Raw genomic sequence first — 26948 nt, forward strand, 5'->3', positions numbered from 1 at the left:
GACACACGGCCCTACCGCCACCCGTACCGCTCCCGCAGCCGGTGTACGACGGAGTTGAACCGCATCCGGTCCAGCGCGCACGCCTCCCGCCGCATCCCTGCCTCGTGCAGCCGCAGCACCCGGTCCACGTCCACCCAGGAGTCCCGCCCCGACCGGTCCCACGGCCCGCTCCCGATCGGCACCCACTCCCGGTCCCCGTCGTGCCGCTTGCTCGACAACTGCACGGCGAGCAGGGTCCCTCCGGCCTCCCGGGCCACGACCAGCACCGGCCGGTCCTTCCCCCGCCCGTCGTTCTCCTCGAACGGCACCCACGTCCACACGATCTCCCCGGGATCGGGGTCCCCGTCGTACGCGGGCGAGTACTCGGTCCGCACCCGCCCCACCTCACGCGGCTCGGCCTCGGTGGTCGCGGTGGGCCCGTAGCGCCCCGGCACATCCTGCTCGGCAAAGGAAGTCACGTCCTCACGCTAGCCGCTGCGGCGACCCGCGCCCCGGCAGGGGCGCGGGTCCGTGTCCATGTGCGGCTCCGCCGCGTGGGCGCGACCAGCCATGTACGACCCGCAGCCGACCACTCACAGCCGGAGCTACGGCGCACTACGACTCCTTGTCGACCTGCACCTTCTCCACGGCAACCTTCTCGACAGGCACCCCATTGACCCCGGCCGGGCCGCCCGCAGGCACCCCGTTCTGGTTCATCGAGGCCAGCAACTGCCGTGCCAGCCCCAACCCGGTCCCGCCCATCGTGAGCGCCTTGGCGAACATGTCCGCCATCCCGTCGGCCCCGTTGAGCAGCACCATGTTGTCGACGTTCCCGAACGCGGACGCGCCCGCCTGCACGATCTCCGGCCACCGCTCGGCCAGTTGCTGTGCGATCACCGCTTCCTGGTTCTCCGCCAGCGCGGCGCTCCGCGCCTTGATGCCCTCGGCCTCGGCGAGCCCCTTCGCCCGCGTGGCCTCGGCGGCCGCGAGTCCCTTGGCCTGCCGCGCGGCGGCCTCGGCCTCACCGGTGACCTGCGTCGCGGTCGCCTCGGCCGCGGCCGCCAGTTCGGTCTCCTTGGCCTTGGCCTGCGCGGCGGAGATACGGGCGTCGCGCTCGGCCTCGGCGAGCGTTCGTTTCTCGTAGGCCTTGGCGTCGGCCGGCTTGCGGACGTCCGCCTGGAGCTGCTGCTCGCGCCGGGCCGCCGCCAGCTCCGCGACCCGGGTCTCCTGGACGACGACCTCCTGCAGGGCGGCCGCCTCGGCCAGCGGACCGGCCTGCTTGGCCCGCGCCGAGGCGTTGTCCCGTTCGGCCTGGTACCCGGCCTGGAGGATCTCGCTGTCCCGGGTGGCCTCCGCCATGCGCGCGGCCGCCTGCTGCTCGGCCTCGGTGGCGAGCCGGTTGGCCTCGGCCTGCGCGATCCGGGCGTCCCGCTGGACGGCCGCCGCGTGCGGCATGGCCAGATTCTTGATGTATCCGGTCGGGTCCTCGATCTCGTGGATCTGCAACGAGTCGACGATCAGACCCAGTTTCTCCATCTCCGTACCGCACGCGGCCCGCGTCTGGCCGGTCAGCTTCTCGCGGTCACGGATCATGTCCTCGACCGTCAACCCGCCCACGATGGACCGGAGATGACCGGCGAACACGTTGTGCACCCGTTCCGAGACCCGCTTCTGCTGGCCGAGGAAGCGGCGGGCCGCGTTGGCGATGGAGACGAAGTCGTCGCCCACCTTGAAGATGACCACGCCCCGGATCTTCAGCGGAATGCCCTGGAAGGTCACGCACTCCACGGCCAACTCGGTCTGGTTCAGATCGAGCGACAGCTTGCGCACCGCCTGCATCCCGGGCAGTACGAGAGTGCCGCGCCCGGTGACGATACGGAAGTTCATGCCTTCCGTGAGGCCCTCCATCTTGTGCTTGGAGCCGGAGATGATCAGAGCCTCGTTCGGTTCGGCGACACGCCACATGAGTTTGAACAGAGCGATCAGTACCAGAACGACCGCTGCGGTCGCCCCCGCGATGATGCCGACGAACATCGGCACACCCCCCTTGGCCAGGTGCCCTTTCGGCACCGAACGTCGGGAGTGTCCCGCGTCGTCCAGCGGTGGTACAGGTACCGGGAGACCGTTGTTGCAGTCCTGATGCCAACCGGTGCCCGAAAGCCGACAGAGCGCGGCCCGGACACCTCACACACCGTCAACTGTCGTACGCCGCCGACACGTACACGGTGCGCGGCGGCAGGTACTCGATCACCATCACGAGGGTCCCCGGCTCGATCCGGTCCTTCGCGGAGGCGGGGTAGGCGAGAAAATGCTCGGCGCCGCCCCGTACCCGGACGATCACCTCCCCGACGAGCCCGGGACCGACCGCACCGGTCACCCGTCCCATCAGCCCGACCATCGACGCTTCGTCCATGGTCACAGCGTACGGGTCGGGCCCCGGGCACCGAACCCGCTCACACGGCGGGCGAGTTCGCGGTGGTGTGCTCCGGCGGCCACCGTTCGTGCCAGCGCTGGTCCGCCTCCAACTGCGCGGCCAGCGACAGCAGGAGGGGCTCGCTGTTCGCGGGGCCCAGCAACTGCGCGCCCACCGGCAGCCGTTCGTCCACGAACCCCGCCGGTACGTTCACCCCGGGCCAGCCCAGCACGTTCCACGGCCAGGCGTACGGGCAGGCCGCGATCATCGCGCGGTCGGTGCCGAGTCCGCCGAGGTTCAGCATGGACCCGACACGGGGCGGGGGAGCGGCGGTCGTCGGCGCCAGCAGCACGTCGTACGACGAGAAGAGCGCGCCGATCCGCCCCTGCAGTGCGACCTCCGCGCGGCGGGCCAGCCGCAGGGGCGCCCCGCCGAGCAGCCGGCCGAGGCGGGCGGCGTCGAGGGTGCGCCGGTCGAGGAGGCCCGGCTCGGTGAGGGCGCCGACCCGTTCGGCGATCCCGGCGGTGGCGCGCGGAACGAACGTCAGCCCGATCTGCCCGTACCGGGGTTCGGCCTCCTCCACCACGTGCCCGAGCGCGGCGAGCCGCTCCGCCACCGCCCGCACCCGCTTCTCCACGCGAGCGTCGAGCCGTGCGGGCAGCGCGGTGAACGGCGGCTTCAGGGACAGGGCGATACGGAGCCGTCCCGGGTCCCTCCCGACGGCCGCGGAGGCGTCGATGGCGGCCGGCCGGTGCAGATCGCCCTCGTGGTTGCCGCTCGCCGCGTCGAGGAGGAGGGCGGCGTCGGCGACCGTGCGGGCGAGGGTGCCGTTGACGGTGATGCCCTGGAAGGACTCCGCGTGTGGCCAGGTCGAGATGCGGCCGCGCTGGGGCTTGATGCCGACGAGATGGGTCCAGGAGGCCGGGATGCGGACCGACCCGGCGCCGTCCGAGCCGAGCGCGGCCGGTACGAGCCCGGCGGCCACGGCCGCCGCCGAGCCACCGGAGGAGCCGCCCGGGGTGTGGTCCGGGTGCCAGGGGTTCCGCGTGGCGCCGAAGGCCGGCCCCTCGGTGAACGGCCACTGGCCCAGTTCACAGGTGTTGGTCTTGCCGACGACGATCGCCCCGGCCGCGCGCAGCCGCCGTACGGCCTCGCCGTCCTCGGGCAGCGAGGGGAACTCGCCCCGGCACCCGAACGCGGTCGGTTCACCCGCCACGTCCATGTCGTCCTTCACGGCCACGGGGACACCGAGCAACGGCCGCCGCCCGCCCTCCGCCAGCTCCTTGTCCGCCGCGTCCGCCTCCAGGAGCGCGGCCTCGGCCCGCACCCGCCGGAACGCGTTCACGGTGCCCTGAGTCGCCTCGATCCGGGCCAGCGCCGCCTCCACCAGGGCCCGCGACGTCACCTCCCCGGCGGCCAGCGCCCGAGCACACTCCACGAGACCCGGCGCACGGTCCACACCCATACGGAACACCTCCGGAAGCAGGACTTTCTACCGAACGGTAACGTCCGCGCGGCCACGGGGGTACGGAGAGGACGAGTTCGCTGACGGGGGCGGCGATTCGCGGGGAGGAGGTACGAGCGCCGCGGTCGCCGGCGCCTCGCGGGGGCGCTCAGCCGCGGGCCAGGTGGCGCATGGTGAGGGCCAGCTGGAGGCGGAGCCGGCCCTGCGGGGTGCGGACCGGCCAGCCGAGGAGGGCCTCGGCGTGGATCAGGCGGTCCTGGAGGGTGGAGTGGTGCACGTTGACGGCGGTGGCCGCGGACCGCAGGCTCGACGTCGAGGCGACCGCGTGGAGCGTGGCCAGCATCCAGGGCGAGTCCGCCGCCGCCCGCTCCAAGTCCCGTACATCGGGCGGGGGTTCGGCCCCGGGACTGGTCAGCTCGGCGAGGAGGGCGATGCCGCCGAGGTCGTCGGCGAACACCACCCGCTCACCGGGGTCCCGCGCGGTGCCCTCGGCCGTGAACCGCAACGCGGTCCGCGCGGCCTCCCACGACCCGGGCAGCCCGAGCACGGACACCGCGGGCCCGACCCCGACCCGCCCCTCGGGAAGTCCGGCCGGCTGCTCGTCCCCACTCACGCGCAGGATGCGGGGGCGGCCCCCGAGCGGGGCGACGGCGCGGGTCAGGGTCGTGGGATCGTCGGGGTCGAGGCCGAGGCGCCGGGCGGCGTGCAGTCGGTCCCGCTCGGCGGCGGTGGCGTCGAGGACGGTCTCGACGAGCGCCGGGTCGTCGTCGGGGGCGACCGGCGCACGGCCCCGGGTCCGGTCCAGCACCAGCCGGAGGACACCGGCGGCACGCTCCAGGATGACCGCGTCCACGACGCTCGGCTCGGCACCCCCGGCCCGCTCCAGCCACAGCGCGGGCACACCGCCCGGGGCGAGCGCGGCGGACGGCCAGGCCGGGTCCGGCGGCAGATCACTGTCCCGGCGCCGCCCGTCGGGCTCCACCCGGACCCGCACGCGCCGCTCGGCGTCGACCAGCCGCGCGGGGCACCCGGCCAGCACGGCCGCCCCGCGCACCAACGCCTCCAGCCCGGCCCGTGCCTCGGCCAGCGCGTCGAAGTAGGCGATGACCCGCACGGCGGCCCCGGCATCGGGATCCACCGCGGTCAGCCGCCCAGCCAGCTCTTTCATAAGCCCATAGTGCGCCATGGCTCCGCCGGTAGCGCCGCGCGTTCGACCGCGGGCCCGGTGGGGCTTCTCGCGCAGTTCCCCGCGCCCCTGAAAAAGCGGGGCTGCGCCCCTGCTTTTTCGGCCCGAAAGGCCGCAGGCCTTTCAGGGGCGCGGGGAACTGCGCGACCAGCCCCCACCGGACGGACGTCTGGGGGTCGAAGGGGCGCAGCCCCTGGGGATGGGACGGGTAGGGGCGGAGGGGGCGAGAAAAACTACTCCCCGATCAACCGCCGCAACCACCGCACATGAGCCTCCCGACAGTCCCGCGACACCGCAGCCTGCGGAGCCAACCCGTCGAACCCATGGAATCCCCCCGCCCACACATGCAGCTCCGCCACCCCACCCGCCTGCCACAACCGAGACGCATAAGCGACGACCTCGTCCCGGAACGTCTCCGCCGACCCCACATCGAGAAACGCCGGCGGCAACCCCGTCAGATCCTCCGCCCGCGCCGGCGCCGCGTACGCGGACACCTCCGGCCCACCCCGCCGCGCCCCCAGCAGCGCCGTCCACCCCGTCTCGTTGGCCGTCCGGTCCCACACCCCCAGCCCCGCCATCTGGTGCACGGAAGGCGTGTCGTTGCGGTCGTCGAGCATCGGGCACATCAGCACCTGCCCGATCGGCCGTGGCCCCTTCCGGTCCCGCGTGAGCAGCGCGAGCGCGGCGGTCAGCCCACCCCCCGCACTGGCCCCCGCGATCACGATCCGCTCGGCGTCGCCCCCGAACTCGTCCGCGTGCTCGGCCGTCCACAGCAGTCCCGCGTAGACGTCCTCCACGGGCGCCGGATGCGGATGCTCGGGAGCCAGCCGGTACTCCACGGACACCACGACCGCGCCCAGCTCCCGCGCCCAGGTCAGCGGCTCGTCCACCCCGACCCGGTTGTTGCCGACGACCATGCCGCCGCCGTGGACGTGATAGATCACCGGCAGCGGACCCCGTTGCACGGGGGCGGTGGGACGGCAGATGAGCAACGAGATCTCCGGCGCGCCCTCGGGCCCCGGCACCAGCCGGTCCTCGACCTCGAAGAACCCGTCCATGGTCAGGTCCAGCCGCGCCAGCAGCTCGATGCCCGGCCCCTGGCGCATCAGGGGGATGTCGTCCATGCTCAGCTCGCGCGGGACCATGTCCTTCAACGCCTCCAGAGCCGCGGCGAGTTCCGGATCGAAGGGGGGCGGGATCATGGTCATGGGCTTCTCCTCGTGCGGGTACCGCGTCCACGGTGCGTACCGCGAACGGGCGCGGCCGTTTCGTACCGTGACTATGAGTGTCGCGGCGGGGCGCGCGGACGCCGTCGTACGGCGGGGGTTGCCCGCCGATCGGCGGGTGGCCGTGGGAGGCCGGGAGCGGCGTCGCGCCCACATCCAACACACAGTTCACGCCATAGCTTTCGGGTGTCATCGCCACAGGACACCCACACGGGTGACCGGACACCGGACGGGGGAGGGGCGCGTCCGAGTGCGCTGCCGCAGCCCCGTCATACGGCCGTGGCCAGGTACGGGGTCGCCCGTCGGGCACGTGGTTCGACCGGTCGTACGCGCGTACGGGGCGACCTTCGGCCCGCCTCGGCGGCGATGGCGCGAAATGGCTGCCGGGTTGCACAGATTTCGAACACATTCGCCAAACTGCCCTGCCACAAAGATCGGTGGCCCGACCCGAGCTCCCGCATGGCCGGTATGCCCCGGCCGGAACGACCTTCACAGCTTCTGCAAGGATGCCGTCCTCATGGTGCAGATACCGAAAGAGCCCGCCCCGCCCTCGCCCCTGCAGCGATCCGTGCCCACGAGCGCCGACGTGGCACGACTCGCGGGTGTCTCACGCGCGACGGTCAGCTACGTCCTGAACAACACCAGCGCGGTCCGTATCAGCGAACCGACCCGCCGCCGGGTCCACGAGGCGGCCAAGGAACTCGGCTACGTCCCCCACGCGGCGGCCCGCAGCCTGCGCGCCGGCCACAGCCGCCTGGTCCTGATGCCCACACCGAACGTGCCCATCGGCCCGCTCTACAGCCAGTTCATCAACGAGATCCAGTGGGCCCTGAGCCGACTCGACTACACCGTCGTGCAGCACGGCGGCATCGGTCTGCGCGGCGACGACGCCGCCCGCGCCTGGGCCGAACTGCGCCCGGTCGCCGTGATCGTGCCCGGTGTCGGTATCGGTCCGCAGGGCGTGGCCGTCCTCAAGCGCTCCGGGGCCAAGGCCGTCGTCACCCTCACCCCCGAACCCGTCGAGGGCGCCCACGCGCTGATCCTGGACCACGCGGGCGTCGGCCACAGCGCGGGACGGCACCTGGTCGAGCGTGGCCGTCGCCGCATCGGGGTCGTCGTGCCGGAGGAGCCCGGCTTCGGGGTCTTCTCCCAGCCCCGTCTGGCGGGCGTACGACGCGCGGTGCGGGGCACGGAGGCGACGGTCACCGAACTGCCGCTCACGTACGACGAGGCGGCCGCGGCGCGGCTCGCCCGTGACTGGCGTTCCCTGGGCCTGGACGCGGTGTTCGCGTACAACGACGAGTACGCGATGCTGTTGATGCGGGCCCTTCAGGACGAAGGCATCGGCATCCCCGACGAGACGGCCGTGGTCGGGGCCGACGACCTGATGATCGGACGGCTGCTGCGGCCGCGCCTCAGCACCGTCCACCTGGAACTGCCGTCCGGACGCGACCTCGCGGAGCTGGTCGACCGCGTGGTGCGCGACCCCGCCACCCTCCCCACGACGCACGACGTCCTGGCCGCGCGGATCGTCCACCGCGAGTCGAGCTGAACGACCCACCCGACGCGACCGAAGGAGCCGAGCCGAACGGGACAAGCGGGGCGACCCGAACGCGCCGAGCCGGACAGGGCGAGCGGGGCGACCCGATGCGCCGAGCCGGACAAGGCGAGCGGGGCGACCCGATGCGCCGAGCCGACAAGGCGAGCGGGGGCGACCCGAAGGAGCCGCACCCGAACGAGCCGAGCCCAACGGGCCCCGGAGCGGGGCATGTTCGACGTGTCGCGCCCTTCACCCCGCCACCGGGCGGCACGCCCGGCCGTCCCGGCTCACTGACCGTTCTGCTCGACCTGCTCCTGCTGCGCGGCGACCGCCTTGCGGACCTCGTCCATGTCCAGCCTGCGGGCCTGACCGATGACGTCGGTCAGCGCGGCCTCCGGCAGCGCGCCCGGCTGCGCGAACACGGCGACCTGATCACGGACGATCATCAGCGTCGGGATGGACTGGATGCCGAAGGCCTGGGCCAGCTCCGGCTGCGCCTCGGTGTCGACCTTGCCGAACACCAGATCGGGGTTCTCGTCCGCCGCCTTCTCGTAGACCGGGGCGAACTGCCGGCACGGCCCGCACCACGACGCCCAGAAGTCGATCAGGACGAACTCGTTGTCGGTGACCGTCTGGTCGAAGTTCTCCTTGGTGAGCTCCACGGTGCTGCTCATGGCGTACATCCCTCTTCCTGGTGCGTCTAGGTGCTCGGGCGAGCCGCTCTCGACAACGCGACCTCACGGTGGCGTATTCCGCGCGCGTACCCGTGTGGCCACGGCGCACACCACCAACCAGACTGGGCCCATGACGGATACGGAAAACACCGGAACCACCGAGAGCACGGCTGAAGCGACGGCGATCGAGTACGACGTCGTGGTGCTCGGTGCCGGACCCGTGGGGGAGAACGTCGCCGACCGCACCCGCGCCGCCGGACTGTCCACCGCGATCGTGGAGAGCGAACTGGTCGGCGGCGAATGCTCGTACTGGGCGTGCATGCCCAGCAAGGCCCTGCTGCGCCCCGCGATCGCCCGCGCCGACGCCCGCCGCGTCCCCGGCCTGCGCCACCTCGTCGACGGCCCGCTGGACGCCGCCGAGGTGCTCGCCCACCGCGACTACGAGACCGCCCACTGGAAGGACGACGGCCAGATCGGCTGGCTGGAGAGCATCGGAGCCACCCTGTACCGGGGGCACGCGCGCCTGGCCGGGCCGCGCCGCGTGGTCGTGGACGCCCCCGACGGCGGGCGGCAGGTCCTCACCGCACGGCGCGCGGTGGTCGTCTCCACCGGCAGCCGCGCCCTCCTGCCCGACCTGCCGGGACTCGCCGAGGTCCGGCCCTGGACCAGCAGGGAGGCCACCAGCGCGCAGGAGGTCCCCGGCCGGCTGATCGTCGTCGGCGGCGGTGTCGTCGCCGTCGAGATGGCCACCGCCTGGCGGTCCCTCGGCTCGGAGGTCACCGTGCTCGTCCGCGGCAAGGGCCTGCTGCCCCGGATGGAGCCCTTCGCCGGCGAACTGGTCGCCGAGGCGCTCACCGAGACGGGCGTGGACGTCCGCACGGGCACCTCGGTGACGGCGGTCTCCCGCGAGAACGGGACCGTGGTGGCCCTCACCGACACCGGCGACCGCCTGGAGGCCGACGAGATCCTCTTCGCCACCGGACGCGCCCCGCGCACCGACGACCTCGGCCTCGACACCGTGGGCCTGGAACCCGGCTCCTGGCTGCCCGTCGACGACAGCCTCCGGGTGACGGGCAGCGACTGGCTGTACGCGGTCGGCGACGTCAACCACCGGGCGCTCCTCACCCACCAGGGCAAGTACCAGGCCCGGATCGCCGGGGCCGCCATCGCCGCCCGCGCGGCCGGTGTCCCACTGCTGGAGAGCGACCCGTGGGGCGCCCACGCGGCCACCGCCGACCACGCCGCCGTCCCCCAGGTCGTCTTCACCGACCCCGAGGCCGCCGCCGTCGGTCTCTCCCTCGCCGAGGCGGAACAGGCCGGCCACCGCGTCCGCGCGGTCGACGTCGAGTTCTCCTCCGTCGCGGGCGCGGGCCTGTACGCCGACGGCTACCGGGGCCGCGCCCGCATGGTCGTCGACCTGGACCGCGAGATCCTGCGCGGCGTCACCTTCGTCGGCCCCGCCGTCGGCGAGCTGATCCACTCCGCCACCGTCGCCGTCGCCGGAGAGGTCCCGATCAGCCGCCTCTGGCACGCGGTGCCGTCGTACCCGACGATCAGCGAGGTGTGGCTGCGGCTGCTGGAGGCGTACCGGGGCTGACCTGGCGGAACGGGGGGCGGCCGGGCCGGCGTGGCTACTCGGGCAGGAGGAAGCCCAGTTCCCGCGCGGCCCTGGCCGGCGTCGGGTCGTTCCAGCGGTCGGCCATCGCCTGGTTCGAGGAGAGGGACCGGAGTTCGGCGTGGTCCAGGTAGAGCGTGCCGTTCAGATGGTCCGTCTCGTGCTGGACGATCCGGGCCGGCCACCCCGCGAACTCCTCGTCCACCGCCCGCCCGTGCTCGTCGAGCGCCCGGAGCCGCACCTTGGCGTGCCGGGCCACCACGGCCTGCCAGCCCGGCACGCTGAGACAGCCCTCGAAGAACGCGTCACAGTACGGCCCGACCGCCTCGTACGCCGGATTGACCAGGACGCGGAACGGCTGCGGCACCCGGCCCCGGGCGAGCCGGATCTCCTCCGGAACCGGGGCGGGGTCCTCGATCACCGCGAGACGCAGGGGGACGCCGACCTGGGGCGCGGCGAGACCGACGCCCGGGGCCGCGTGCATGGTGGCGCGCAGGGCGGCGACGAAGCGGGCCAGGAGCCCCGGCTCCAGCTGGCCGTCGAAGGGCTCGGCGGTGCGGCGCAGGACCGGATCGCCCGCGGCGACGATCGGCAGCGGTCCCTCGTGGGCGAGGAGTTCCTCGACCCGGTCGCTCAGGGGGCGGGACTCGATGCGATCACGTTCGGAAGCCATCGGGCCAGGATGCCAACCGGGCTCGCGCGACGCGAGGCGGCTCTCGAGGCGCGGGGCCGTTCTCGAGGCGGGGGCCGTTCTCGAGGCGCGGGGCGGTTCTCGTGTAGGCGCCCGCGGGGAGACGCGACACCGCCGACAGGCGTGTGACCCACATCACTTGAAGTGCCGGGAACTCGGAGGGGGCACGCCCCGACTACTGAACCGCCACGACGTCCCCGCATCCCGGAGCACCCGCCGATGACCATCGCCCCCTCGACCGAGACGGACGAGCCCCAGAAACCCCTCGCCAAGCCGGACGGCTCGACGAGGGGCTGGGCCTCGCTCCGACCGCTCGTCCTGCGGCTGCACTTCTACGCGGGCGTCCTCGTCGCCCCGTTCCTGCTGGTCGCCGCCCTGACCGGTGGCCTGTACGCCGCCTCGTTCACGGTCGAGAGGATCGTCTACGCGGACGAGATGACCGTAGCGAAGACCGGCGACGAGAAGCTGCCGATCTCCGAACAGGTGGCTGCCGCCCGCAAGGCGCACCCCGAGGGCACCCTCTCCGCCGTACGCCCCTCGCCCGAGGACGACGCGACAACCAGGGTGATGCTGACGGGCGTCGAGGGCATCGACGAGACCAACACCCTCGCGGTGTTCGTCGACCCGTACACGGCCGAGGTGCGCGGGGCGCTGGAGCAGTACGGCTCCACGGGCGCGCTGCCGGTGCGGACCTGGATCGACAAGTTCCACGCCAACCTCCAGCTCGGCGAGACCGGCCGGCTCTACAGCGAACTCGCCGCCAGCTGGCTGTGGGTCATCTCGGGCGGCGGCCTGGTGCTCTGGTTCGCCCGCCGGCGCGGCCGGCGCAAGGTGCGCGGCACCTCCGGCCGGCGCCGCACCCTGGGCCTGCACGGCACGGTCGGCGTCTGGGCGGCCCTCGGCTTCTTCTTCCTCTCGGCGACCGGTCTGACGTGGTCCACGTACGCGGGCGCCAACATCGAGGTCCTGCGCACGGAACTCCACCAGGCGACCCCGGCCATCTCGTCCGCGGCGGGCGACCACGGCGCCCACGGGGGCGGCTCGACGGACGGAACGACGGCCGCGGAGGGAGACCTGGACAAGATCCTGGCCGCCGCGCGGACCGAGGGCCTCGGCGACCCGGTGGAGATCGTGCCGCCCGCCGACGCGTCCTCCACGTACGTGGTCAAGCAGGTCCAGCGCAGCTGGCCCACCAAGCAGGACGCGGTGGCCGTGGACCCGGCGACCGCCGAGGTCACCGACACCCTCCGGTTCGCCGACTTCCCGATCCTCGCCAAGCTGTCGCGCTGGGGCATCGACGCCCACACCGGCGTCCTGTTCGGCCTGGCCAACCAGCTCGTCCTGATCGCCCTCGCCGCCTCCCTCGTCGTCCTGATCGTCTGGGGCTACCGCATGTGGTGGCAGCGCGGCCGCGCCTCGTCCTTCGGACGCCCGATCCCGCGCGGCGCGTGGCAGCACGTACCGCCCCAGATCCTGGTCCCCGCACTCGCCGTCATCGCCGTCCTCGGCTACTTCGTGCCCCTGCTCGGCATCCCACTCGCCGTGTTCATCGCGGTGGACATCGTCCTGGGCGAGATCGCCCACCGACGCGGCAAGCGGTCGTACGGCGGGCGGGTGGAGGCGAAGTAGGACGCGGGCGGGGCGTCGGGGCCGTAGGTAGGCCGTGGGCGCTGAGGCTTCGCAGGGGCAGTGGCCGTGGGCGGCGGGGCTGTGCGCGGGTCGGAGGTGCCGGTGGTGCCGGGGGCGCGCGCGAACGGTGGGCGCCCAAGGCCGTGCCCCCTACCTCATCGCGGCCAACTCGGCGTCGGCGCGCTCGGTGATGAGTGTCAGCGCGCGACCGGCGGCGGCCAGGTCCTCGGCCGGGATGCCGGCGTAGATCCGAGCGGAGATCGGTGCGACCTCGGCGGTGGATCCGCTGTGGGCGTGCCGCCCGGCGTCCGTGATTCTGAGTCGGGACGGCCGCGCCGGGTCCGTCTCCACCAGCTTCGCGGCGACCAACTCCTCGACCGCGGACCGTATCTCGGCCTTCTCGACCTTGAGCGAGTCGACGACCGTGTCCACGACCACTTCCCGGTCGACGGGGGCGTCGGCGACCGCGACGACCCGGAGGGCCACCGACTGCTGGAACGTCAGACCGTACCCGGCCAGAACCTTCTCCAGCACCGCGCGGGCGGCGTAATGGGCGAGGCCGAGGACCCGGGAATTCAGCACGGGTGCGGTGGTGGTCATGATTGCTCCTTCTCGTGTGCCTGTTCGGTGGACGGGACGAGCGGTATGTCGAGCGGTACGGCGAGCAGCGTGGTCACCTCGCGGGCGAACTCCTGGGCGCGGGCGCCGTCGAGGCCCCCGAGCGGCTCCAGCAGCTGCCCCATCAGCCCCTGGACGACCTCGATCGCGCGCCGGGTGACCTCGCGCCCCTGCTCGGTGAGGGCCAGCTGTACGGCACGGGGGTCGCGGGGGTCCCGGGCGCGTTCGAGCAGTCCGGCCGTCTCCAGGGCGCGGGCCAGCTTGGAGACGTACAGGGCCTCCAGGCCGGTGTGGTCGGCGAGTTGCCGCTGACTGGGCCGCAGCCCGTCCCGGCGCATGCCGTACAACGACGCGACCAGCGCGTACTGCGCGTGCGTCAGCCCCAGCGGAGCGACCGCGCGGTCGACGGCGACGCGCCACTTCATGGACAGCCGCCAGACGAGAAAACCGGGCGTCGCGCCCTCGATGACCGAACTCATGCCGGATACCGTACATGGCTACTATAGCCATGGCTACTATATTGCTCGGGAGGGCCGCGCACTCCACGCGTCACCCCGGGCGGGGCTAAGTTGTGGGGCATGAGCAATCTCGATCGCGAGGCGGTGCCCGCGGTGTGCGGCGGCCGGGGCTTCGTGGTGGCCGAGCCCGTCCGTGAACTCCTCAGTCCTCGCCGGGTGAAGCTCGGCGAGTCCACCGAGGTGCGGCGACTGCTGCCCAACCTGGGCCGCCGCATGGTGGGCGCGTGGGCCTTCGTCGACCACTACGGTCCCGACGACATCGCCGACGAGCCCGGGATGCAGGTGCCGCCGCATCCGCACATGGGTCTGCAGACGGTCAGTTGGCTGCACGAGGGTGAGGTGCTGCACCGCGACTCCACGGGCAGCCTGCAGACCATCCGTCCGCGCGAACTGGGCCTGATGACCTCGGGCCGTGCCATCAGCCACTCCGAGGAGAGCCCGAAGTCGCACGCCCGCTTCCTGCACGGCGCCCAGCTCTGGGTGGCGTTGCCCGACAGCCACCGGCACACCGACCCGCGCTTCGAGCACCACGCCGAACTGCCCGTCGTCACGGCGGCCGGTCTGAGCGCCACCCTCATCCTCGGCAGCCTGGACGGCGCGACCTCGCCCGGTACGACGTTCACGCCGCTCGTCGGCGCCGACCTCACGCTCGCACCGGGCGCCGACCTGCGCCTGCCCCTCGAACCCGACTTCGAGTACGCCGTCCTCTCCATGTCCGGCGAGGCTCATGTCGACGACGTCCCCGTCCTCCCCGGCTCCATGCTCTACCTCGGCTGCGGCCGCACCGAACTCCCCCTGCGCGCCAACGCACACGCTTCCCTGATGCTCCTCGGCGGCGAGCCCTTCGAGGAAGAACTGATCATGTTCTGGAATTGGATCGGACGGTCGCAGGAAGAAATCGTACAGGCGCGTCAGGATTGGATGGAAGGGTCGAGATTCGGAGAGGTGAAGGGGTATGACGGGGATCCGCTGCCGGCCCCGGAGCTGCCACCGACGCCCCTGAAGCCACGAGGAAGGGCCCGTTGACCTGCGAAAAATGCTGACTCGTCGGTCACGGGCGAGCGACCCAGCTCGGGGTGCCTCCGACAGCGTTTCGTCGGGTCTCAGGAGGGCGGCTCAACCCGTGGGGGGCCCAATGGGCGCTGCCGAGTGACTCCACAGTCTGGCTGTCTGTGGGTAGCTGTGGCAGGACTCTTGCTCACTCGATGCTAACTTTCCTGACGGTTCGTCAGGTTCTGTTGCTGCCCTCACGCCGATACTTTGGGACGGGATGAGGGCTTGGCTGCTCAGGGGCCGCCGGACGAATCACGGCCTGGCGAACGGTTGGGCCTTCGTCGGCAGGAGAGTCTGCCGCTCGACCCCTCGTCTTGTCGGGAGTCGACAAGGGGTGGATGTTCGTCGTGGCAAGCGCCATTTGCCCTGTCTGTCAGAGGTGCCAGGGGCAGGATGAAAAACAGCAGGTTCTTGGTCTCCTGGTGGTACACGAGCAGTACCCCAGTTGACCTGCGGTGACGGGGCGATGCCGGTAGGCAGGTGAGCACGTGCCCGGAGATGGCCCGGATCTTGGTCTCGGACGAGTGACCCCGGCTACCCCTCCCGCCTTCTCCATACGCGTCGTTCACCGACGCACCTGCCGCTGGTCGTCAAGCTGCGACGGGGGCGTAGCAAAGACATCGTTCGGCCAGTAGCTGGCCTCGGATGTCGGCGGCCGAAGAGCGTTGAGGAAGCGAACCGTGCCGTTGAGGCGAGCAGCAGACTCATCATTCTGCGCACGCTCGAAGATGATCATCTTCCTGCCTTCGACTACGAACCCCGCTACGTCGGCCACCGGCCCTGGATAGACCTGTTCGACAGCGCACTCTCGCGGCACTGTCACGTTGTTGGGTGTGTGAGTGCCTGACGGTGTGTTGGGTGTGGTGTGGCCGGGTTCCGGCTCCGTGCTCAGGCTGCGGCAGGCAGGCAGACGACGTTGGTGATCTGGTCCCAGATGGCGAAGCGGACGGTCATCTCGGCGCGGTAGTGGGTGGCGGTCATCCGGTGGCGGCATGGCCGGAAGTGGGGTGAAGTGCCGCTGAACGCGGACAGGAATCTCTGGGCTTTTCCGATGCTGCGGAAGCCTTTCATGGCGCGTTAGCGCTGCCTCGTTGGCTGGTGGGAGTTCTCGGCCCGGTTGTTCAGGCCTTTGCGGGAGCGGTGCTCGACCGAGGGCATCACCTCGCGGTGGGCCGCGCGGTAGGAACGGAGCTTGTCCGTGACGATCACCTCGGCACGGCCCCGACTCCTTTGAGGAGCAGACGGAAGAAACGCCTGGCCGCGGCTTTGTTGCGCCGGTTCTGGACGAGAATGTCCAGCACGTTGCCGTCTTGGTCGACCGCGCGCCATAGGTACTTCGGCTCGCCGTTGATCATGATGAAGACCTCGTCGAGGTGCCACTGGGAAGCGGGTGTGCGCGAGAGGTGAGTGCGGGCACGCGGACCGCCCGCGCGGCCGGGTCTCGGCCGCACGGGCGGTGGTCGGTACGGTGGCGCGGGGCCGTCTCAGAGATGCTGCTCGGTGGCCCTGATGCGGTCGTACTCGTCCTGGCGCTCGTCCTTGATGTACGCCGGGATCGGGAAGTCCCACCAGCCGGGGACCCAGGGGCCCGCGGCGTCGCGGTCCGTGGGGACCTCGATCACGGCGGGCGCCCCGGACTGGACCGCCTTGCGCAGGGTCGGCTCCAGGGACGCGGCGTCGTTCACCTTCCACGACTCGATCCCGAAGGCCCGGCCCATGGCCGCGAAGTCGGGGCTGTACGGCGAGCCGTCGGGGTGGGAGAACTCGGTGCCGATGTGACGCGAGGTCTGCTTGCGCTGGCCGCCGCGGATCGACATGTAGCCCGCGTTGTTCTGGATCACGAAGATCACCGGCGCGCCGGCGGTGACGCTCAGGGCGATCTCCTGGGAGGTCATGAGGAAGTCTCCGTCGCCGAGGACGCACACGACCGGGCTGTCCGGTCGGGCGAGCTTGGCGCCGACGGCCGCCGGGATGGCCCAGCCCATGGAGGAGAAACCACCGGAGGTGAGGTGGGTGCGCGGGGAATAGACGGGGAAGGTCTGCTTGACCGCCCCTTGGGTGTTGCCCGAGCCGGCGACGATGATCGCGTCGCGCGGGAGCACGTTGCGCAGGGCCCCGAGCGGGCGCTGGGAGGTGAAGGGGAAGCGGTCGCTGTCGCGGCGGCCGGCGAGCTTCTCCTCCCAGTCCTGCTTGAGCCGGGCGAGTTCGGCGAGGTACTCGGAGCGGTCGACGCCCTGGGAGGGCAGGGAGTCGACGATGGCGGCCACGGCGCGTTGCGCGTCCGCGACGATGCCCACCTCGGCGGGGTAGTTCTTGCCGATCTCGTGCGGGTCGATGTCGATGTGGATGAGCTTCGCGGGCGGGATGGAGAAGCTGATGCCCTTGGCGTAGCTGGAGGCGGACCAGTCGGTGAAGCGGCAGCCGACGGAGATGACGACGTCGGCGGAGCTCGCGATCGCGTTGCCGGTCATCGTGCCGGTCTGGCCGACGCTGCCGGCGAACAGCTCGTGGTCCTCGGGGAAGGCGCTCTTGCCGTTCCACGTGGTGACGACCGGGATCTGCCACAGTTCGGCGAGGGCGAGGACCTCGTCGGACGCCTCGGAGGTGATCGCACCGCCGCCGACCACGATGACCGGCCGGGTGGCCGCGAGCAGCACGTCGACCGCGCGCTCCACGGCTTCCGGGTCGGGGTGCTGGCGGCCGACGGGGATGCGCCGCTCCAGGTCGTGGAGCTGCACGTCCGCCGCCTCGGCCTGTACGTCCATGGGGACTTCGAGGTGTACCGGGCCGGGGCGGCCGGTCAGCATGGAGTTGAAACAGCGGTGCAGGACGAAGGGGAGTTCCTCGACGCGGGTGACGACCCAGTGCCGCTTGCTGACGGCCTCGGCCACCTTGGGGAAGTCGTTGGCCGTGTAGCGGTCCAGTTCCTGCAGCAGTCCGTGGCCGCGCATGTGGGTCGGCGGGCCGCCCGTGACGACGAGAACACTGGTGGAGTCCGTGAACGCGGTACCCATGCCGATGACGGTGTTGCTGGCGCCGGCGCCGATGGAGGTCACGGCGGCCTGCGGGCGGCCGGTGACGCGGTAGTAGCCGTCGGCGAGGTGGACGGCGCTCTGCTCGTGGAAGGTCTGGATGAAGGGGATCCTGGACTCGTCGTCGAGGAAGGCGTCGGTCAGTGACCAGATGCCGTGGCCGGGGATGCCGGCGACGACGTCGACCCCGTAGTTGCGCAGGGTCCGCGCGACGATCTGGCCTCCGGTGAGGACAGGCATGGTGTGCTCCCAATCAGCTTGGGTCGGACGGAGAGATCAGGCGTTCTGACGGGCGGCCCAGGCGAAGCCCTGGGTGCACAGGCGGGTGACGTCCGGGTTCTGCAGGTCGTCGAGATCGTGTCCGACCGCGCTGTAGAAGACGCGGCCGTCGCCCCAGGTCCTGGTCCATGCCTGGGGGATCGTCTTCCCCTCCAGCCAGGGCAGGTGTTCGCCGGTGAAGGTGGACTCGGCGAGGACGTGGTTGTTGGGATCGACCGACATGTAGTACTGCTCGGAGGCGACCCGGAAGTCCCGCACCCCGGCGGTGATCGTGTGGTCGGTGTCCGTGATCGTGACCTCGTACGGGTACTTCACTCCTTCGCCCGCGGGGTGTTCGAGGAAGCTGCCGCCGAGGAGCCAGTGGTACTTGAGGCTGGTGCGGAACGCGGCGGCAGCGCCGTGCCAGGCGGCGATCCCGGTGCCGCTTTCCACCGCGCCCAGCAGGTTCGACTCCTGGGCGGCGGTCAGCCCCTCGGACAGCAGGGCGTTGTTCCAGTTGAGGGCGATGAGGTCGTAGCCGGTGAGGTCGGCGTCGAGCGCGAAGATGTCATGGGTCTCGTCGACGTCGAACCCGAGGTTCTTGAAGATCGGGAGGGCCCATTCCTCGGCCACCTGGTAGGGCTTGTGCCCCGGCCAGCCTCCGTACAGATACAGGACGCGGGTCATGCGCTGCTTCCTCCGCTCGTGCCGGCGAGGGCCGCGGCGCGGCTGCGCAGGCGCTCGGCCACCTCGATCGCGTCACCTTCCGGCGCCGTGGACTTGCGCTCCGGCTTCGCGGCCAGCAGGTACACCAGACCCACGGCCGAGACGACGAGGAAGCCGACGAGCGCGATCCACCGGTCCAGGAGCGGGGTTGCGGAGTCGCCGGTGGGCCAGGCGAGAAGGACCATCCCGAACACTCCGTAGGCCAGGGCCGCCACGTTGACCACGAGACCCCAGCGGCCGAGGGTCCAGGCTCCGGCGGGACGCCAGCCCTTCAGGCGCATCCGCAGCGCGGCCAGTACGACCATCATGAACGCGGCGTAACCGGCGAGCATCTGGAACGCCGCGATCTTGGTGAGGGAGTCGGGCGAGTAGTAGATGAAGACGAAGATCACCAGCGGCAGGACGTTCACAGCCAGCAGCGCGTTCATGGGGACACGGTGCCTGCGGGTGATCTGCGAGAAGACACGGGAGCCCGGGAACATGTCGTCGCGGGCGAAGGAGAAGACGATCCGGCTCGCGGCGGCCTGCTGGCTCATCACACCGGCGATGAAGGACGTGATGATGACCGTGAGCACCGCCTTGGTGCCCACCGTGCCGAGCGAGTTCTGCAGGATCGAGGGGATCGGGTTGGTGTCCTTGCCCGAGAGGATCGAGGCGAGGTCCGGGGCCGCGAGGGCGTAGCCGACGAACGCGAGCAGGGCGGCCACTCCGCCGACGGCCACGGTCAGCTGCATGGCCCGCGGGATGCTGCGGGAGGGGTTGGGGACCTCCTCCGCGATCTCGCCGCACGCCTCGAAGCCGTAGAAGAGGAAGAGCCCGACGAGCGAGGCGAAGATGAAGGCCATCAGGTAGCTGTCGTGGTGGGCGCTGCTGGCCTCGAAGAAGATCGAGAACGAGTTGTGCCGCTCGAAGATCAGCAGGTACAGGCCCACGACGACGATGCCGATCAGTTCCGCCGCGAGTCCGATCTTCGAGATCAGGGCCAGTGTCCTGGTACCGAAGCAGTTGCAGATCAGGCAGACGAGGGCCATGCCGATGGCGATCCACAGCCGCTGGGCGGGGGTGGAGCTGATGGCGGGCGCGTCGGCGGTTCCGGCGAAGAGGCTGGCCACGAAGTCCGAGCTGAAGAGTGCGGTGCTGGTGATGCCGATGGTGATGCAACAGATGTAGGTCCACGCGTTGAACCAGGCGTAGCGCCCGTTCCACAGGCGTCTGACCCATTGGTAGAGCCCGCCCGCGAGCGGGAACTGCGAGACGACCTCGCCGAAGGTCAGCGCGACCAGGAACTGCCCGGCCCCGACGATGCCGATCCAGAAGACGGACGGCCCGCCGGCGGTCGCCAGACCGACCGCGAAGAGGGCCACGACACCCACGAGGGGCGAGAGGTAGACGAAGCCCAGGGCGAAGTTGCCCCACAGGCTGACCTTGCGGTCGAACTTCTGCTCGTAGCCGAGTACGGCGAGCATTTCCGCGTCCGCGGCCGACGAGACGGGACCCGCGGCCCCGCCCGAGGGGCCGCCGGGGGTGGATGTGGGCGCCGCGTGCGCCTCGTTGTCCGTAGCTGACATGACGATCTCCGTGGGTCGAGGGGGACGTGCTCCTTGTCGAACGGCTGCCGTGCCGCGAGGGCGGTCCGGCGTAAGGCTCGATCCGTCACCGCGGATCAGCTCTGCTCGAAGGTGTGGTCGGTCCAGTCGAGGCGGGCCGATCCGTAGCGCGCCGCGCGGACGTCTCCCGAGCGCGCGTGTCCTTCGAAGTTCTCGATGCGTGAGGCCCTGCCGCAGATCTCGCCGAGGCGGGCGCTGGACCCGGCGTCGCCGATCTCCTGGTAGGTCACGGTCTTGAGGTACTTGCCGACCCAGAGACCGCCGGTGTAGCGGGCCGCTCCCAGGGTGGGCAGTACGTGGTTGGTGCCGATGACCTTGTCGCCGTACGCGACGCAGGTCTTGTCCCCGAGGAAGAGGGCGCCGTAGTTGCGCATCCGGTGCAGGGCCTCGCGGGGCTCGGCGGTCAGGATCTGGACGTGCTCGCTGGCGTACTCGTCGGCGAGGGCGTAGGCGGCGTCCAGGTCGGGGACCACGATCACCTCGCCGTGGTCGCGCCAGGCGCGCCCGGCGACCTCTCCGGTGGACAGGTCCGGCAGCAGCTTGTCCACCCAGGCGATGGTCCCGGTGGCCACGTCGTGCGAGGTGGTGATGAGCACGACCGGGGAGTCGGGTCCGTGCTCGGCCTGGGACAGCAGGTCCGTCGCGACCACGAACGGGTCCGCGGTCCCGTCCGCGACGATCAGCACCTCCGTCGGACCGGCGAAGAGGTCGATCCCGACCTCGCCGAAGAGCTGGCGCTTGGCCTCCGCCACATAGGCGTTGCCGGGGCCGGCGAGCATGTCGACTGCGTCGATCGTCTCGGTGCCCAGCGCCAGCGCGGCCACGGCCTGGACACCGCCCATGACGTAGATCTCGTCGGCGCCGGCCAGGTGCATCGCGGCGATGCTGACGGGCGGCGGAGCTCCTCGGTCGGGCGGGGTCGTCGCGGCGACCCGTTCGACGCCCGCGACCTTGGCGGTCAGGACGGTCATGTGCGCCGACGCGGTGAGGGGGTAGCGCCCGCCGGGCACATAGGCGCCGGCGGCGCCGATGGGGATGTTGCGCTGCCCCAGGAACACTCCGGGCAGTGTCTCCACTTCGAAGTCGGTGAGCGAGTCGCGCTGCGCCTGGGCGAAGCCGCGGACCTGCGTCTGGACGAAGCGCAGGTCGTCGAGGACCGTCTCGGGGACGGAGGAGACGACGGAGGCGATCTGGTCGGGCCCCAGTCGGTAGGACTCCGGGCTCCAGTCGTCGAACTTCTGCGACCAGCGACGCACGGCAGCGTCGCCGTTGGCGCGTACGTCGGCGATCACGTCCGCGACGGTCTCGATGATTTCCGGCCGACTGGTCCGCGGGGTCTTCGCGGCGGCAGGAGCCTTGATGGTCTGGTGTGTTGCTGACACTCTGCACTCCTTGCAGGGGTCTTGCCTGCGGGCTTGACCTGAAGTCTGGAGAAACGGGAGGTGGGACGACAGGCGCAGGGTGTGCAATATTGGCCGTGGATACTGCACACACCGAGGTAGTGGCTCATGGCTGAAGTCCTGACTGTCCGCGCCGCTCTGGAGCTGGAGGTGTTCACGCGCACCACGGTGCGGGTGTACGCCGGGGAGAGGAATCTGGACCGCCCGGTGCGCTGGGTGCACACCGGCGAGATCCCGGACATCCACCGCTTTCTCACCGGGCAGGAGATGCTCCTGACTGCCGGCCTCGGCATGGGCGTGACACACCATGAGCAGCGCGCCTTCATCCGGCGGCTCGCGGACGCCCACGCGGCCGTCCTCGTGGTGGAACTGGCCGGGCGTATGTTCGACTCCATGCCGGAGGCCGCCATCGAGGAGGCCGAGGCGGTCGGCCTGCCCCTGGTGGGACTCGCCGACGAGATTCCCTTCGTCGAGACGTCGGCCCAGGTCCACGAGGTGCTCGTCGGCATGCGCGTCAAGCAGCTGATCGCCGAGGAGGCCACCAGCCAGGCGTTCATGGATCTGCTGCTGGCGGACGAGGACTACGTCGGGGTCGTCAGGGAACTGGCCCGCCGCACGGGGCACCCGGTCGTGCTGGAGGACGTCGCCCATCAGATGCTGGCGTACGGCGGCGCGACGGCGAAGGCCGACCGGATCGTGGACGAGTGGAGTGCGCACTCCCGGGCGATCCATGAGCGCCACCCCACGGTCTCGGCGCAGGGTCCCGGGGTTCCGACCGCGCCGGCGGCGTCGTTCCGCGAGGTCGCCCCGTGCGCCCGCCAGCCGGTGGTGCTGCGGGGCGAGTCATGGGGGTGGCTCCATCTGCTGCACGAGGGAGCACGGCCGAGCCCGCCCGAACTGCGCACGCTGGAGCGGGCCGCCGCGGCCATCGCGATCTCGCTGCTGAGCGAGCGGGAGAGCGGCGCCCGCGCGTCCCAGCGCCAGACGGCCCTGCTCAACCGGCTGCTGCTCGGCGACATCACGGGAGAACGGTTCGTGACCCTCGCACTGGCGCTCGGCCAGGACCTGCGCGGGCGGGACCTGGTCGTCGTCACGGCCTGGGCCGGGGACGAGGAGCCCACCAAGGACCACCTCCTCGCACACCTGCTGCAGGAGGCGGGCTGGCCGGCCGTCGTGGGCGACACCGGGGACTTCGACGTGGCGGTCGTGGGCCTGCCCACCCGCGCCGACGCCGGCCATGTGCGCACCCTGCTGGCCGATCACGGGGTACGGGGCGGCATCAGCCGGATCGTGGAGCCGCCGGTGCTGCCCCTGGCGCTGCGCCAGAGCCGCAGTGCGGCGTCCGTCGCCGCCGCGGCCTCGACCGCGGAGGTGCGTCACTTCGACGATCTGGGGGCGCTGCGCCTGCTCGTCGCCCTCTCCGAGGGGCCCGAGCTCCGGCGGTACGTGGAGGACGAGCTCGGGTCGCTGCTGGAGCACGACGCGCTGGCGAAGAACCCTCTGCTGCCCACCCTGCGGACGTTCCTCGACTGCGGTGGCAACAAGGCGCGGGCCGCGGAGGAACTCTTCATCCAGCGGCGTACCCTCTACCACCGCCTCGACAGGCTCTCCGAGATCCTCGGCCTGGACCTCTCGCAGGTCAGCAACCAGCAGCGGCTGCAACTGGCCGTCCGCGGACACGATCTGCTGCGCAAGCCGACACTGCGGCGGACCTGACCGGTGGGCCGGACCTGACCCGCGGGGCCGACCGCCGGGCCTGCGGGACGGGCTTGTTCCCGCAGGCCCAGCCCTCCACGCTGTCAGCTCTTCGTGGCCCGGGCCAGGGACGGGGCGATGCGCAGGGCGTTCGCCCCGATCGTCAGTGCCGGATTGAGTGCCGCGGAGGACGGGAAGAACGACGAATCGGTCACCCAGAGGTTGTCGATGTCATGGCTGCGGCACAGGGGATCGAGCACGCTCTCGGCCGGGTCGTGACCCGCCACGGCCGTTCCGCACATGTGGGAGTTGGTCTCGATCCCCATGCGCTGGGTGAAGATCAGCGGATAGCCGGCCTTGCGGACGGCCCGGGTCACCCGGCGCACGAGTTCGTGGTGGGGCGCCAGGTTGGTCGGCTTCCAGTCGATGAGGATGCGGTCTCCGTCCACGCGTACCCGGTTGTTCCGGGACGGCAGGTCCTCGGTGGTCAGGTAGATGTCGAGACTTCTGGCCGCCATGAGCTCCAGGACCCACGTCGGCGCCCACGGACGCGCGGGCTTGAGCATGGGGGCCTGCAGCTTGCCCAGCATCTGGAGGTTCCCGAGCGGGAAGCGGGTTCCCGGTCCGGCCTCGTAGAAGTCGTTCAGGCCGAGCGTCTTCTGCCACTTCGTGGGGTTGGTCCGCAGGGGGTTCACCCCGACGAAGAACGTGCTGTTGTGGACCATGTAGTTGCGGCCGAGCAGGCCCGAGGAGTTGGCGAGTCCTTGGGGATGCGCGTCGTCGGCCGAACGGAGCAGCAGGGCGGCCGAGTTGACGGCGCCTCCGGCCAGGGCGAAGGACTTGGCGTTGATACGGAGGGTCCGGCCCGCGTACCGTGCCTCGGCGGCGACGATTCTCCGGCCGTCGGCAGAGGTGATGAGACGGGTGATCTCCGCGCCGGTGAGGATCCGCACGCCGTCGCGCAGCGCGGGGAGCAGGATCCGGTTCTCGGCGTCGGACTTCATGCCCGTCTCGTCCGGGCAGCCGTCGGCGGTGGTCACGGCGGCGCGGTCGGCCTGCGTCTCGATGTTCAGGGCGTTCGGGGTGTGAAAAGGGTGCAGGCCCTGTCGGCGCAGCGACCGGGCGAACCGCTCGATCTCCGGCTCGTGCTGGAGCGCCGGGTACGGGTAGGGCTTGGAGCGGGGTGGCTCCGTCGGATCCTCGCCGGTCTGCCCGTGCACCTGGAGCAACTCCTCCATCGCGGTGTAGAAGGGCTCCAGGTCGTCGTAGTCGAAGGGCCAGGCCCGCGAGACGCCTTCGTGGTGTTCGACCTCGGTGAAGTCGCTGCGGCGGAAGCGGGGCAGCATGGCGCCGTAGAAGCGCGTGTTTCCGCCCACCCAGTAGTACACGCCGGGCGCGAACGGCTCGCCGTTGCTGCCGTCGTACCAGTAGCCGGCGTTCTTGTACCGGCCCTTCATGTACATCTCGGCGGGCTGCGAGTTCTCGGGTTCGCGGGGAAGGAAGCGGCCCCGTTCCACGACGAGGACGTCGAGTCCGGAGTCCTTCAGCGCCCAGGCCAGCGAGGATCCGCCCATGCCGGAGCCGACGATCAGGACGTCGGTGCTGATCTCGGCTGCGGTGCCGGGTGAGACGAGGGCTTCGGGCCGGAGCTCCGGGGGTGTGTAATCCTGACGGACCGGGTCGGACATGGGTCGGCATCCCCTTGGAGGTTCGGGTACGGGCTCGGGAGGCGAGAAAACGAGCTCCTGTCGCCATGGTTCTCCGTGAGCCTAGGCAGCGGTAGGGATTCGTCCCATGCACGAGATGGGTAATGACGGCGGACCGAGGCACACAGTGTGTGCACCAGCCCTCGGGCACGGTCGCCGGCTCCGCGGATCGTCCGTCCCGTCGGCCCTGTCACCGGTCTCAGGCGCTCATGGTGTGTAGGGACCCGGCCGTACTTTGCTCACGTCGTGCATGTGCCGGGTGTCCCGGGCGTCCCTAGCGTCTCCAGGAGCCACGGCGCCGATCAGGGCCGCCGGACTCCAGGGAGGCGCAATGACCAGCGAATCGTATGACTATGTTGTCGTCGGGGCGGGCTCGTCCGGCTGCGCGATCGCGGGCCGTCTGTCCGAGGATCCGGACGTCACGGTGGCGCTGATCGAGGCGGGACCGCCGGCCCGGGGCCGCCTCTTCGAGATCCCCGCGCTGTTCTCGCAGCAGCTCAAGACGGCGTACGACTGGGACTTCGAGACGGACCCCGAGCCGCAGCTCGGCGGGCGCCGTGCCTACCTGCCCCGCGGCCGGGTGGTCGGCGGCACCAGCTCGATGAACACGATGCTCTACGTCCGCGGTCACCGCTACGACTACGACACCTGGGAGCGGCTCGGCAACCCGGGCTGGGGGTACGACGACGTCCTGCCGTTCTTCAAGAAGTCCGAGGACAACGAGCGCGGGGCGGACGACTTCCACGGCGTCGGCGGCCCTCTCACCGTCAGCAACCCCCACTCCGTCCATCCGCTGCTCACGGCATGGGTCGAGGCCGCCCAGGACGCGGGCCACAAGTACAACGCGGACTTCAACGGAGCCGAGCAGGAGGGCGTCGGCTACCACCAGGTCACCCAGCGGAACGGTCTGCGCTGCAGCAGCGCGCGAGCGTTCCTGGAGCCGGCCGCGGGGCGCCCGAACCTCACCGTCCTGCCCTCGACGACCGCTCTGCGCCTGAGCTTCGACGGCTCACGGGCCGGCGGCCTGGAGGTCGACCACCTCGGTACCGTCCGGACGATCCGGGTCGACCGTGAGATCGTGCTGTCCCTCGGGGCGTACAACTCGCCCCACCTGCTCCTCCAGTCCGGTGTCGGACCGGCCGACGAGCTGACCGCGGGAGGGATCACCCCGCTGCACGACCTGCCGGACGTGGGCCGGAACATGCAGGACCACACCGGGTGCTTCATCAGCTTCTTCAGCGAGACGGAGCCGCTGCTCGGCCCGGACACCTCGCGAGAGGAGGAACTCCTGCGTCGGGAAGGCATGGGACCGATGGCCTGGAACGAGACCGGCGGCTTCTTCAGCTCCAGCGACGACGTCCCCGCGCCCGACATCCAGGTGCATGCCGCACTGGGCATCGTCCGTGACGAGGGGCTTGCCGCCCCGTTGGAGCCCGGAATGTCCTTCGGTCCGTACGTGGCGCGGCCCGCGAGCCGCGGCGCGGTGCGGCTGCGGCACTCCCACCCCTACGCCAAGCCGCGCATCTTCCACAACTACCTCGCCGACCCCGACGACCGCCGACGGCTGCGGGAGGGCGTCCGGCTGTGTATGCGCATCGCGCGCGAGCAGCGGCTGACCTCCCTGCTGCAGGCGGACCTGCGTGCGGCCGCCGATGTCGGACTCGCCCCCGTCTCGGACCGCGACCAGGACATCGACGACTTCATTCGCACGCAGTCGTTCTCGTTCTACCACCCGTCGGGCACCTGCATGATGGGCAAGGTCGTCGACCATGAACTCCGCGTGCGGGGACTCGAGAACGTCCGCGTGGCGGACACGTCGATCATGCCGACCCTCGTCACCGGGAACACCAACGCTCCCGCCATCATGATCGGGGAGAGGGCCGCCGCGTTCATCCGGGCGTCGGCCGGGTGAAGCCG

Annotated in this window: 22 protein-coding genes and 1 pseudogene; 6 read left to right on the forward strand and 17 right to left on the reverse strand. The window is 71.2% G+C overall.

Annotated elements, in window-relative coordinates:
- Positions 1-11: 11 nt before the first annotated feature.
- The 6 genes from L3078_RS39960 to L3078_RS39985 form a co-directional block, all read right to left on the reverse strand.
- Positions 12-458: a type II toxin-antitoxin system PemK/MazF family toxin gene (locus L3078_RS39960; protein ID WP_239759111.1), complete on the reverse strand. Its 447-nt coding sequence runs from the start codon at positions 456-458 to the stop codon at positions 12-14.
- Positions 459-594: 136 nt separating this feature from the next.
- On the reverse strand, positions 595-2013 hold the full coding sequence (locus L3078_RS39965; RefSeq protein ID WP_239759112.1) for a flotillin family protein: 1419 nt from the start codon (positions 2011-2013) through the stop codon (positions 595-597).
- Positions 2014-2173: 160 nt separating this feature from the next.
- Entirely contained in the window at positions 2174-2398 is a 225-nt protein-coding gene (locus tag L3078_RS39970; RefSeq protein ID WP_055513823.1) for a hypothetical protein, read from the reverse strand.
- A gap of 34 nt (positions 2399-2432) precedes the next feature.
- Positions 2433-3857 (reverse strand): amidase, encoded by a 1425-nt coding sequence (locus L3078_RS39975; RefSeq protein ID WP_239759113.1) that lies wholly within the window; start codon positions 3855-3857, stop codon positions 2433-2435.
- A gap of 148 nt (positions 3858-4005) precedes the next feature.
- Positions 4006-5025 (reverse strand): helix-turn-helix domain-containing protein, encoded by a 1020-nt coding sequence (locus L3078_RS39980; RefSeq protein ID WP_239759114.1) that lies wholly within the window; start codon positions 5023-5025, stop codon positions 4006-4008.
- Between the two features lie 251 nt (positions 5026-5276).
- A complete protein-coding gene (locus tag L3078_RS39985) occupies positions 5277-6251 on the reverse strand; it encodes an alpha/beta hydrolase (protein ID WP_239759115.1) in 975 nt (324 codons plus the stop codon).
- Between the two features lie 535 nt (positions 6252-6786).
- On the opposite strand from L3078_RS39985, the gene L3078_RS39990 reads away from it, so the two are divergent.
- Positions 6787-7821, forward strand: coding sequence for a LacI family DNA-binding transcriptional regulator (locus L3078_RS39990; RefSeq protein WP_239759116.1), 1035 nt, complete (start codon positions 6787-6789; stop codon positions 7819-7821).
- 275 nt (positions 7822-8096) lie between these two features.
- On the opposite strand, the gene trxA is transcribed toward L3078_RS39990, so the two are convergent.
- Positions 8097-8483 carry a thioredoxin gene (gene trxA / locus L3078_RS39995; protein WP_239759117.1) on the reverse strand — a complete coding sequence of 129 codons (387 nt, stop codon included), beginning with the start codon at positions 8481-8483 and terminating at the stop codon, positions 8097-8099.
- A 130-nt stretch (positions 8484-8613) separates the two neighbouring features.
- Here trxA and L3078_RS40000 point away from each other — a divergent pair, with 130 nt between their 5' ends.
- Positions 8614-10080 (forward strand): dihydrolipoyl dehydrogenase family protein, encoded by a 1467-nt coding sequence (locus L3078_RS40000; protein WP_239759118.1) that lies wholly within the window; start codon positions 8614-8616, stop codon positions 10078-10080.
- Between the two features lie 34 nt (positions 10081-10114).
- On the opposite strand, the gene L3078_RS40005 is transcribed toward L3078_RS40000, so the two are convergent.
- Positions 10115-10771 (reverse strand): peptide deformylase, encoded by a 657-nt coding sequence (locus tag L3078_RS40005; protein WP_239759119.1) that lies wholly within the window; start codon positions 10769-10771, stop codon positions 10115-10117.
- A gap of 237 nt (positions 10772-11008) precedes the next feature.
- On the opposite strand from L3078_RS40005, the gene L3078_RS40010 reads away from it, so the two are divergent.
- Complete coding sequence (locus tag L3078_RS40010) at positions 11009-12418, forward strand: PepSY-associated TM helix domain-containing protein (RefSeq protein ID WP_239759120.1); 1410 nt, start codon at positions 11009-11011, stop codon at positions 12416-12418.
- A 150-nt stretch (positions 12419-12568) separates the two neighbouring features.
- Here L3078_RS40010 and L3078_RS40015 read toward each other — a convergent pair whose 3' ends face one another.
- Positions 12569-13018 carry a MarR family winged helix-turn-helix transcriptional regulator gene (locus L3078_RS40015; protein WP_239759121.1) on the reverse strand — a complete coding sequence of 150 codons (450 nt, stop codon included), beginning with the start codon at positions 13016-13018 and terminating at the stop codon, positions 12569-12571.
- Positions 13015-13515 carry a MarR family winged helix-turn-helix transcriptional regulator gene (locus tag L3078_RS40020; RefSeq protein WP_239759122.1) on the reverse strand — a complete coding sequence of 167 codons (501 nt, stop codon included), beginning with the start codon at positions 13513-13515 and terminating at the stop codon, positions 13015-13017. Before L3078_RS40020 ends, L3078_RS40015 begins: the two co-directional genes overlap by 4 nt.
- 99 nt (positions 13516-13614) lie before the next feature.
- Here L3078_RS40020 and L3078_RS40025 point away from each other — a divergent pair, with 99 nt between their 5' ends.
- On the forward strand, positions 13615-14580 hold the full coding sequence (locus L3078_RS40025; protein WP_239759123.1) for a pirin family protein: 966 nt from the start codon (positions 13615-13617) through the stop codon (positions 14578-14580).
- 592 nt (positions 14581-15172) lie between these two features.
- Here the strand turns inward: L3078_RS40025 and L3078_RS40030 are convergent.
- From L3078_RS40030 to hisD, 6 genes and pseudogenes are all read right to left on the reverse strand, one after another.
- On the reverse strand, positions 15173-15382 hold the full coding sequence (locus L3078_RS40030) for a hypothetical protein (protein WP_239759124.1): 210 nt from the start codon (positions 15380-15382) through the stop codon (positions 15173-15175).
- Positions 15383-15684: 302 nt separating this feature from the next.
- Positions 15685-15962: pseudogene (locus tag L3078_RS40035) on the reverse strand (DDE-type integrase/transposase/recombinase).
- Between the two features lie 129 nt (positions 15963-16091).
- Positions 16092-17879 carry a thiamine pyrophosphate-binding protein gene (locus tag L3078_RS40040; protein WP_239759125.1) on the reverse strand — a complete coding sequence of 596 codons (1788 nt, stop codon included), beginning with the start codon at positions 17877-17879 and terminating at the stop codon, positions 16092-16094.
- A gap of 36 nt (positions 17880-17915) precedes the next feature.
- Complete coding sequence (locus L3078_RS40045) at positions 17916-18584, reverse strand: ThuA domain-containing protein (protein WP_239759126.1); 669 nt, start codon at positions 18582-18584, stop codon at positions 17916-17918.
- Positions 18581-20191, reverse strand: coding sequence for an APC family permease (locus L3078_RS40050; protein ID WP_239759127.1), 1611 nt, complete (start codon positions 20189-20191; stop codon positions 18581-18583). Before L3078_RS40050 ends, L3078_RS40045 begins: the two co-directional genes overlap by 4 nt.
- Positions 20192-20286: 95 nt before the next feature.
- Positions 20287-21612: a histidinol dehydrogenase gene (gene hisD, locus L3078_RS40055; protein WP_239759128.1), complete on the reverse strand. Its 1326-nt coding sequence runs from the start codon at positions 21610-21612 to the stop codon at positions 20287-20289.
- A 126-nt stretch (positions 21613-21738) separates the two neighbouring features.
- On the opposite strand from hisD, the gene L3078_RS40060 reads away from it, so the two are divergent.
- The gene (locus L3078_RS40060) at positions 21739-23346 is read left to right on the forward strand and encodes a PucR family transcriptional regulator (RefSeq protein WP_239759129.1); all 1608 of its coding nucleotides are present in this window, start codon (positions 21739-21741) and stop codon (positions 23344-23346) included.
- An 83-nt stretch (positions 23347-23429) separates the two neighbouring features.
- Here L3078_RS40060 and L3078_RS40065 read toward each other — a convergent pair whose 3' ends face one another.
- The gene (locus L3078_RS40065; protein ID WP_239759130.1) at positions 23430-25013 is read right to left on the reverse strand and encodes a GMC oxidoreductase; all 1584 of its coding nucleotides are present in this window, start codon (positions 25011-25013) and stop codon (positions 23430-23432) included.
- Between the two features lie 349 nt (positions 25014-25362).
- On the opposite strand from L3078_RS40065, the gene L3078_RS40070 reads away from it, so the two are divergent.
- Entirely contained in the window at positions 25363-26943 is a 1581-nt protein-coding gene (locus L3078_RS40070; protein ID WP_239759131.1) for a GMC family oxidoreductase, read from the forward strand.
- Positions 26944-26948: the final 5 nt, after the last annotated feature.

This window comes from Streptomyces deccanensis (assembly GCF_022385335.1).
Classification (GTDB): Bacteria; Actinomycetota; Actinomycetes; order Streptomycetales; family Streptomycetaceae; genus Streptomyces; species Streptomyces deccanensis.

What these genes read in the sequence shown, in the direction of transcription:
- L3078_RS39965 (WP_239759112.1), bottom strand. Translation starts at nt 2,013, where the DNA reads ATGTTCGTCGGCATCATCGCGGGGGCGACCGCAGCGGTCGTTCTGGTA.
- L3078_RS40025 (WP_239759123.1), top strand. Translation starts at nt 13,615, where the DNA reads ATGAGCAATCTCGATCGCGAGGCGGTGCCCGCGGTGTGCGGCGGCCGG.
- L3078_RS40040 (WP_239759125.1), bottom strand. Translation starts at nt 17,879, where the DNA reads ATGCCTGTCCTCACCGGAGGCCAGATCGTCGCGCGGACCCTGCGCAAC.
- L3078_RS40010 (WP_239759120.1), top strand. Translation starts at nt 11,009, where the DNA reads ATGACCATCGCCCCCTCGACCGAGACGGACGAGCCCCAGAAACCCCTC.
- L3078_RS40070 (WP_239759131.1), top strand. Translation starts at nt 25,363, where the DNA reads ATGACCAGCGAATCGTATGACTATGTTGTCGTCGGGGCGGGCTCGTCC.
- L3078_RS39985 (WP_239759115.1), bottom strand. Translation starts at nt 6,251, where the DNA reads ATGACCATGATCCCGCCCCCCTTCGATCCGGAACTCGCCGCGGCTCTG.
- L3078_RS39990 (WP_239759116.1), top strand. Translation starts at nt 6,787, where the DNA reads ATGGTGCAGATACCGAAAGAGCCCGCCCCGCCCTCGCCCCTGCAGCGA.
- L3078_RS40065 (WP_239759130.1), bottom strand. Translation starts at nt 25,013, where the DNA reads ATGTCCGACCCGGTCCGTCAGGATTACACACCCCCGGAGCTCCGGCCC.
- L3078_RS39975 (WP_239759113.1), bottom strand. Translation starts at nt 3,857, where the DNA reads ATGGGTGTGGACCGTGCGCCGGGTCTCGTGGAGTGTGCTCGGGCGCTG.
- L3078_RS40060 (WP_239759129.1), top strand. Translation starts at nt 21,739, where the DNA reads ATGGCTGAAGTCCTGACTGTCCGCGCCGCTCTGGAGCTGGAGGTGTTC.
- L3078_RS40050 (WP_239759127.1), bottom strand. Translation starts at nt 20,191, where the DNA reads ATGTCAGCTACGGACAACGAGGCGCACGCGGCGCCCACATCCACCCCC.
- L3078_RS40045 (WP_239759126.1), bottom strand. Translation starts at nt 18,584, where the DNA reads ATGACCCGCGTCCTGTATCTGTACGGAGGCTGGCCGGGGCACAAGCCC.
- L3078_RS40020 (WP_239759122.1), bottom strand. Translation starts at nt 13,515, where the DNA reads ATGAGTTCGGTCATCGAGGGCGCGACGCCCGGTTTTCTCGTCTGGCGG.
- L3078_RS40015 (WP_239759121.1), bottom strand. Translation starts at nt 13,018, where the DNA reads ATGACCACCACCGCACCCGTGCTGAATTCCCGGGTCCTCGGCCTCGCC.
- trxA (WP_239759117.1), bottom strand. Translation starts at nt 8,483, where the DNA reads ATGAGCAGCACCGTGGAGCTCACCAAGGAGAACTTCGACCAGACGGTC.
- L3078_RS40005 (WP_239759119.1), bottom strand. Translation starts at nt 10,771, where the DNA reads ATGGCTTCCGAACGTGATCGCATCGAGTCCCGCCCCCTGAGCGACCGG.
- L3078_RS39980 (WP_239759114.1), bottom strand. Translation starts at nt 5,025, where the DNA reads ATGAAAGAGCTGGCTGGGCGGCTGACCGCGGTGGATCCCGATGCCGGG.
- L3078_RS40000 (WP_239759118.1), top strand. Translation starts at nt 8,614, where the DNA reads ATGACGGATACGGAAAACACCGGAACCACCGAGAGCACGGCTGAAGCG.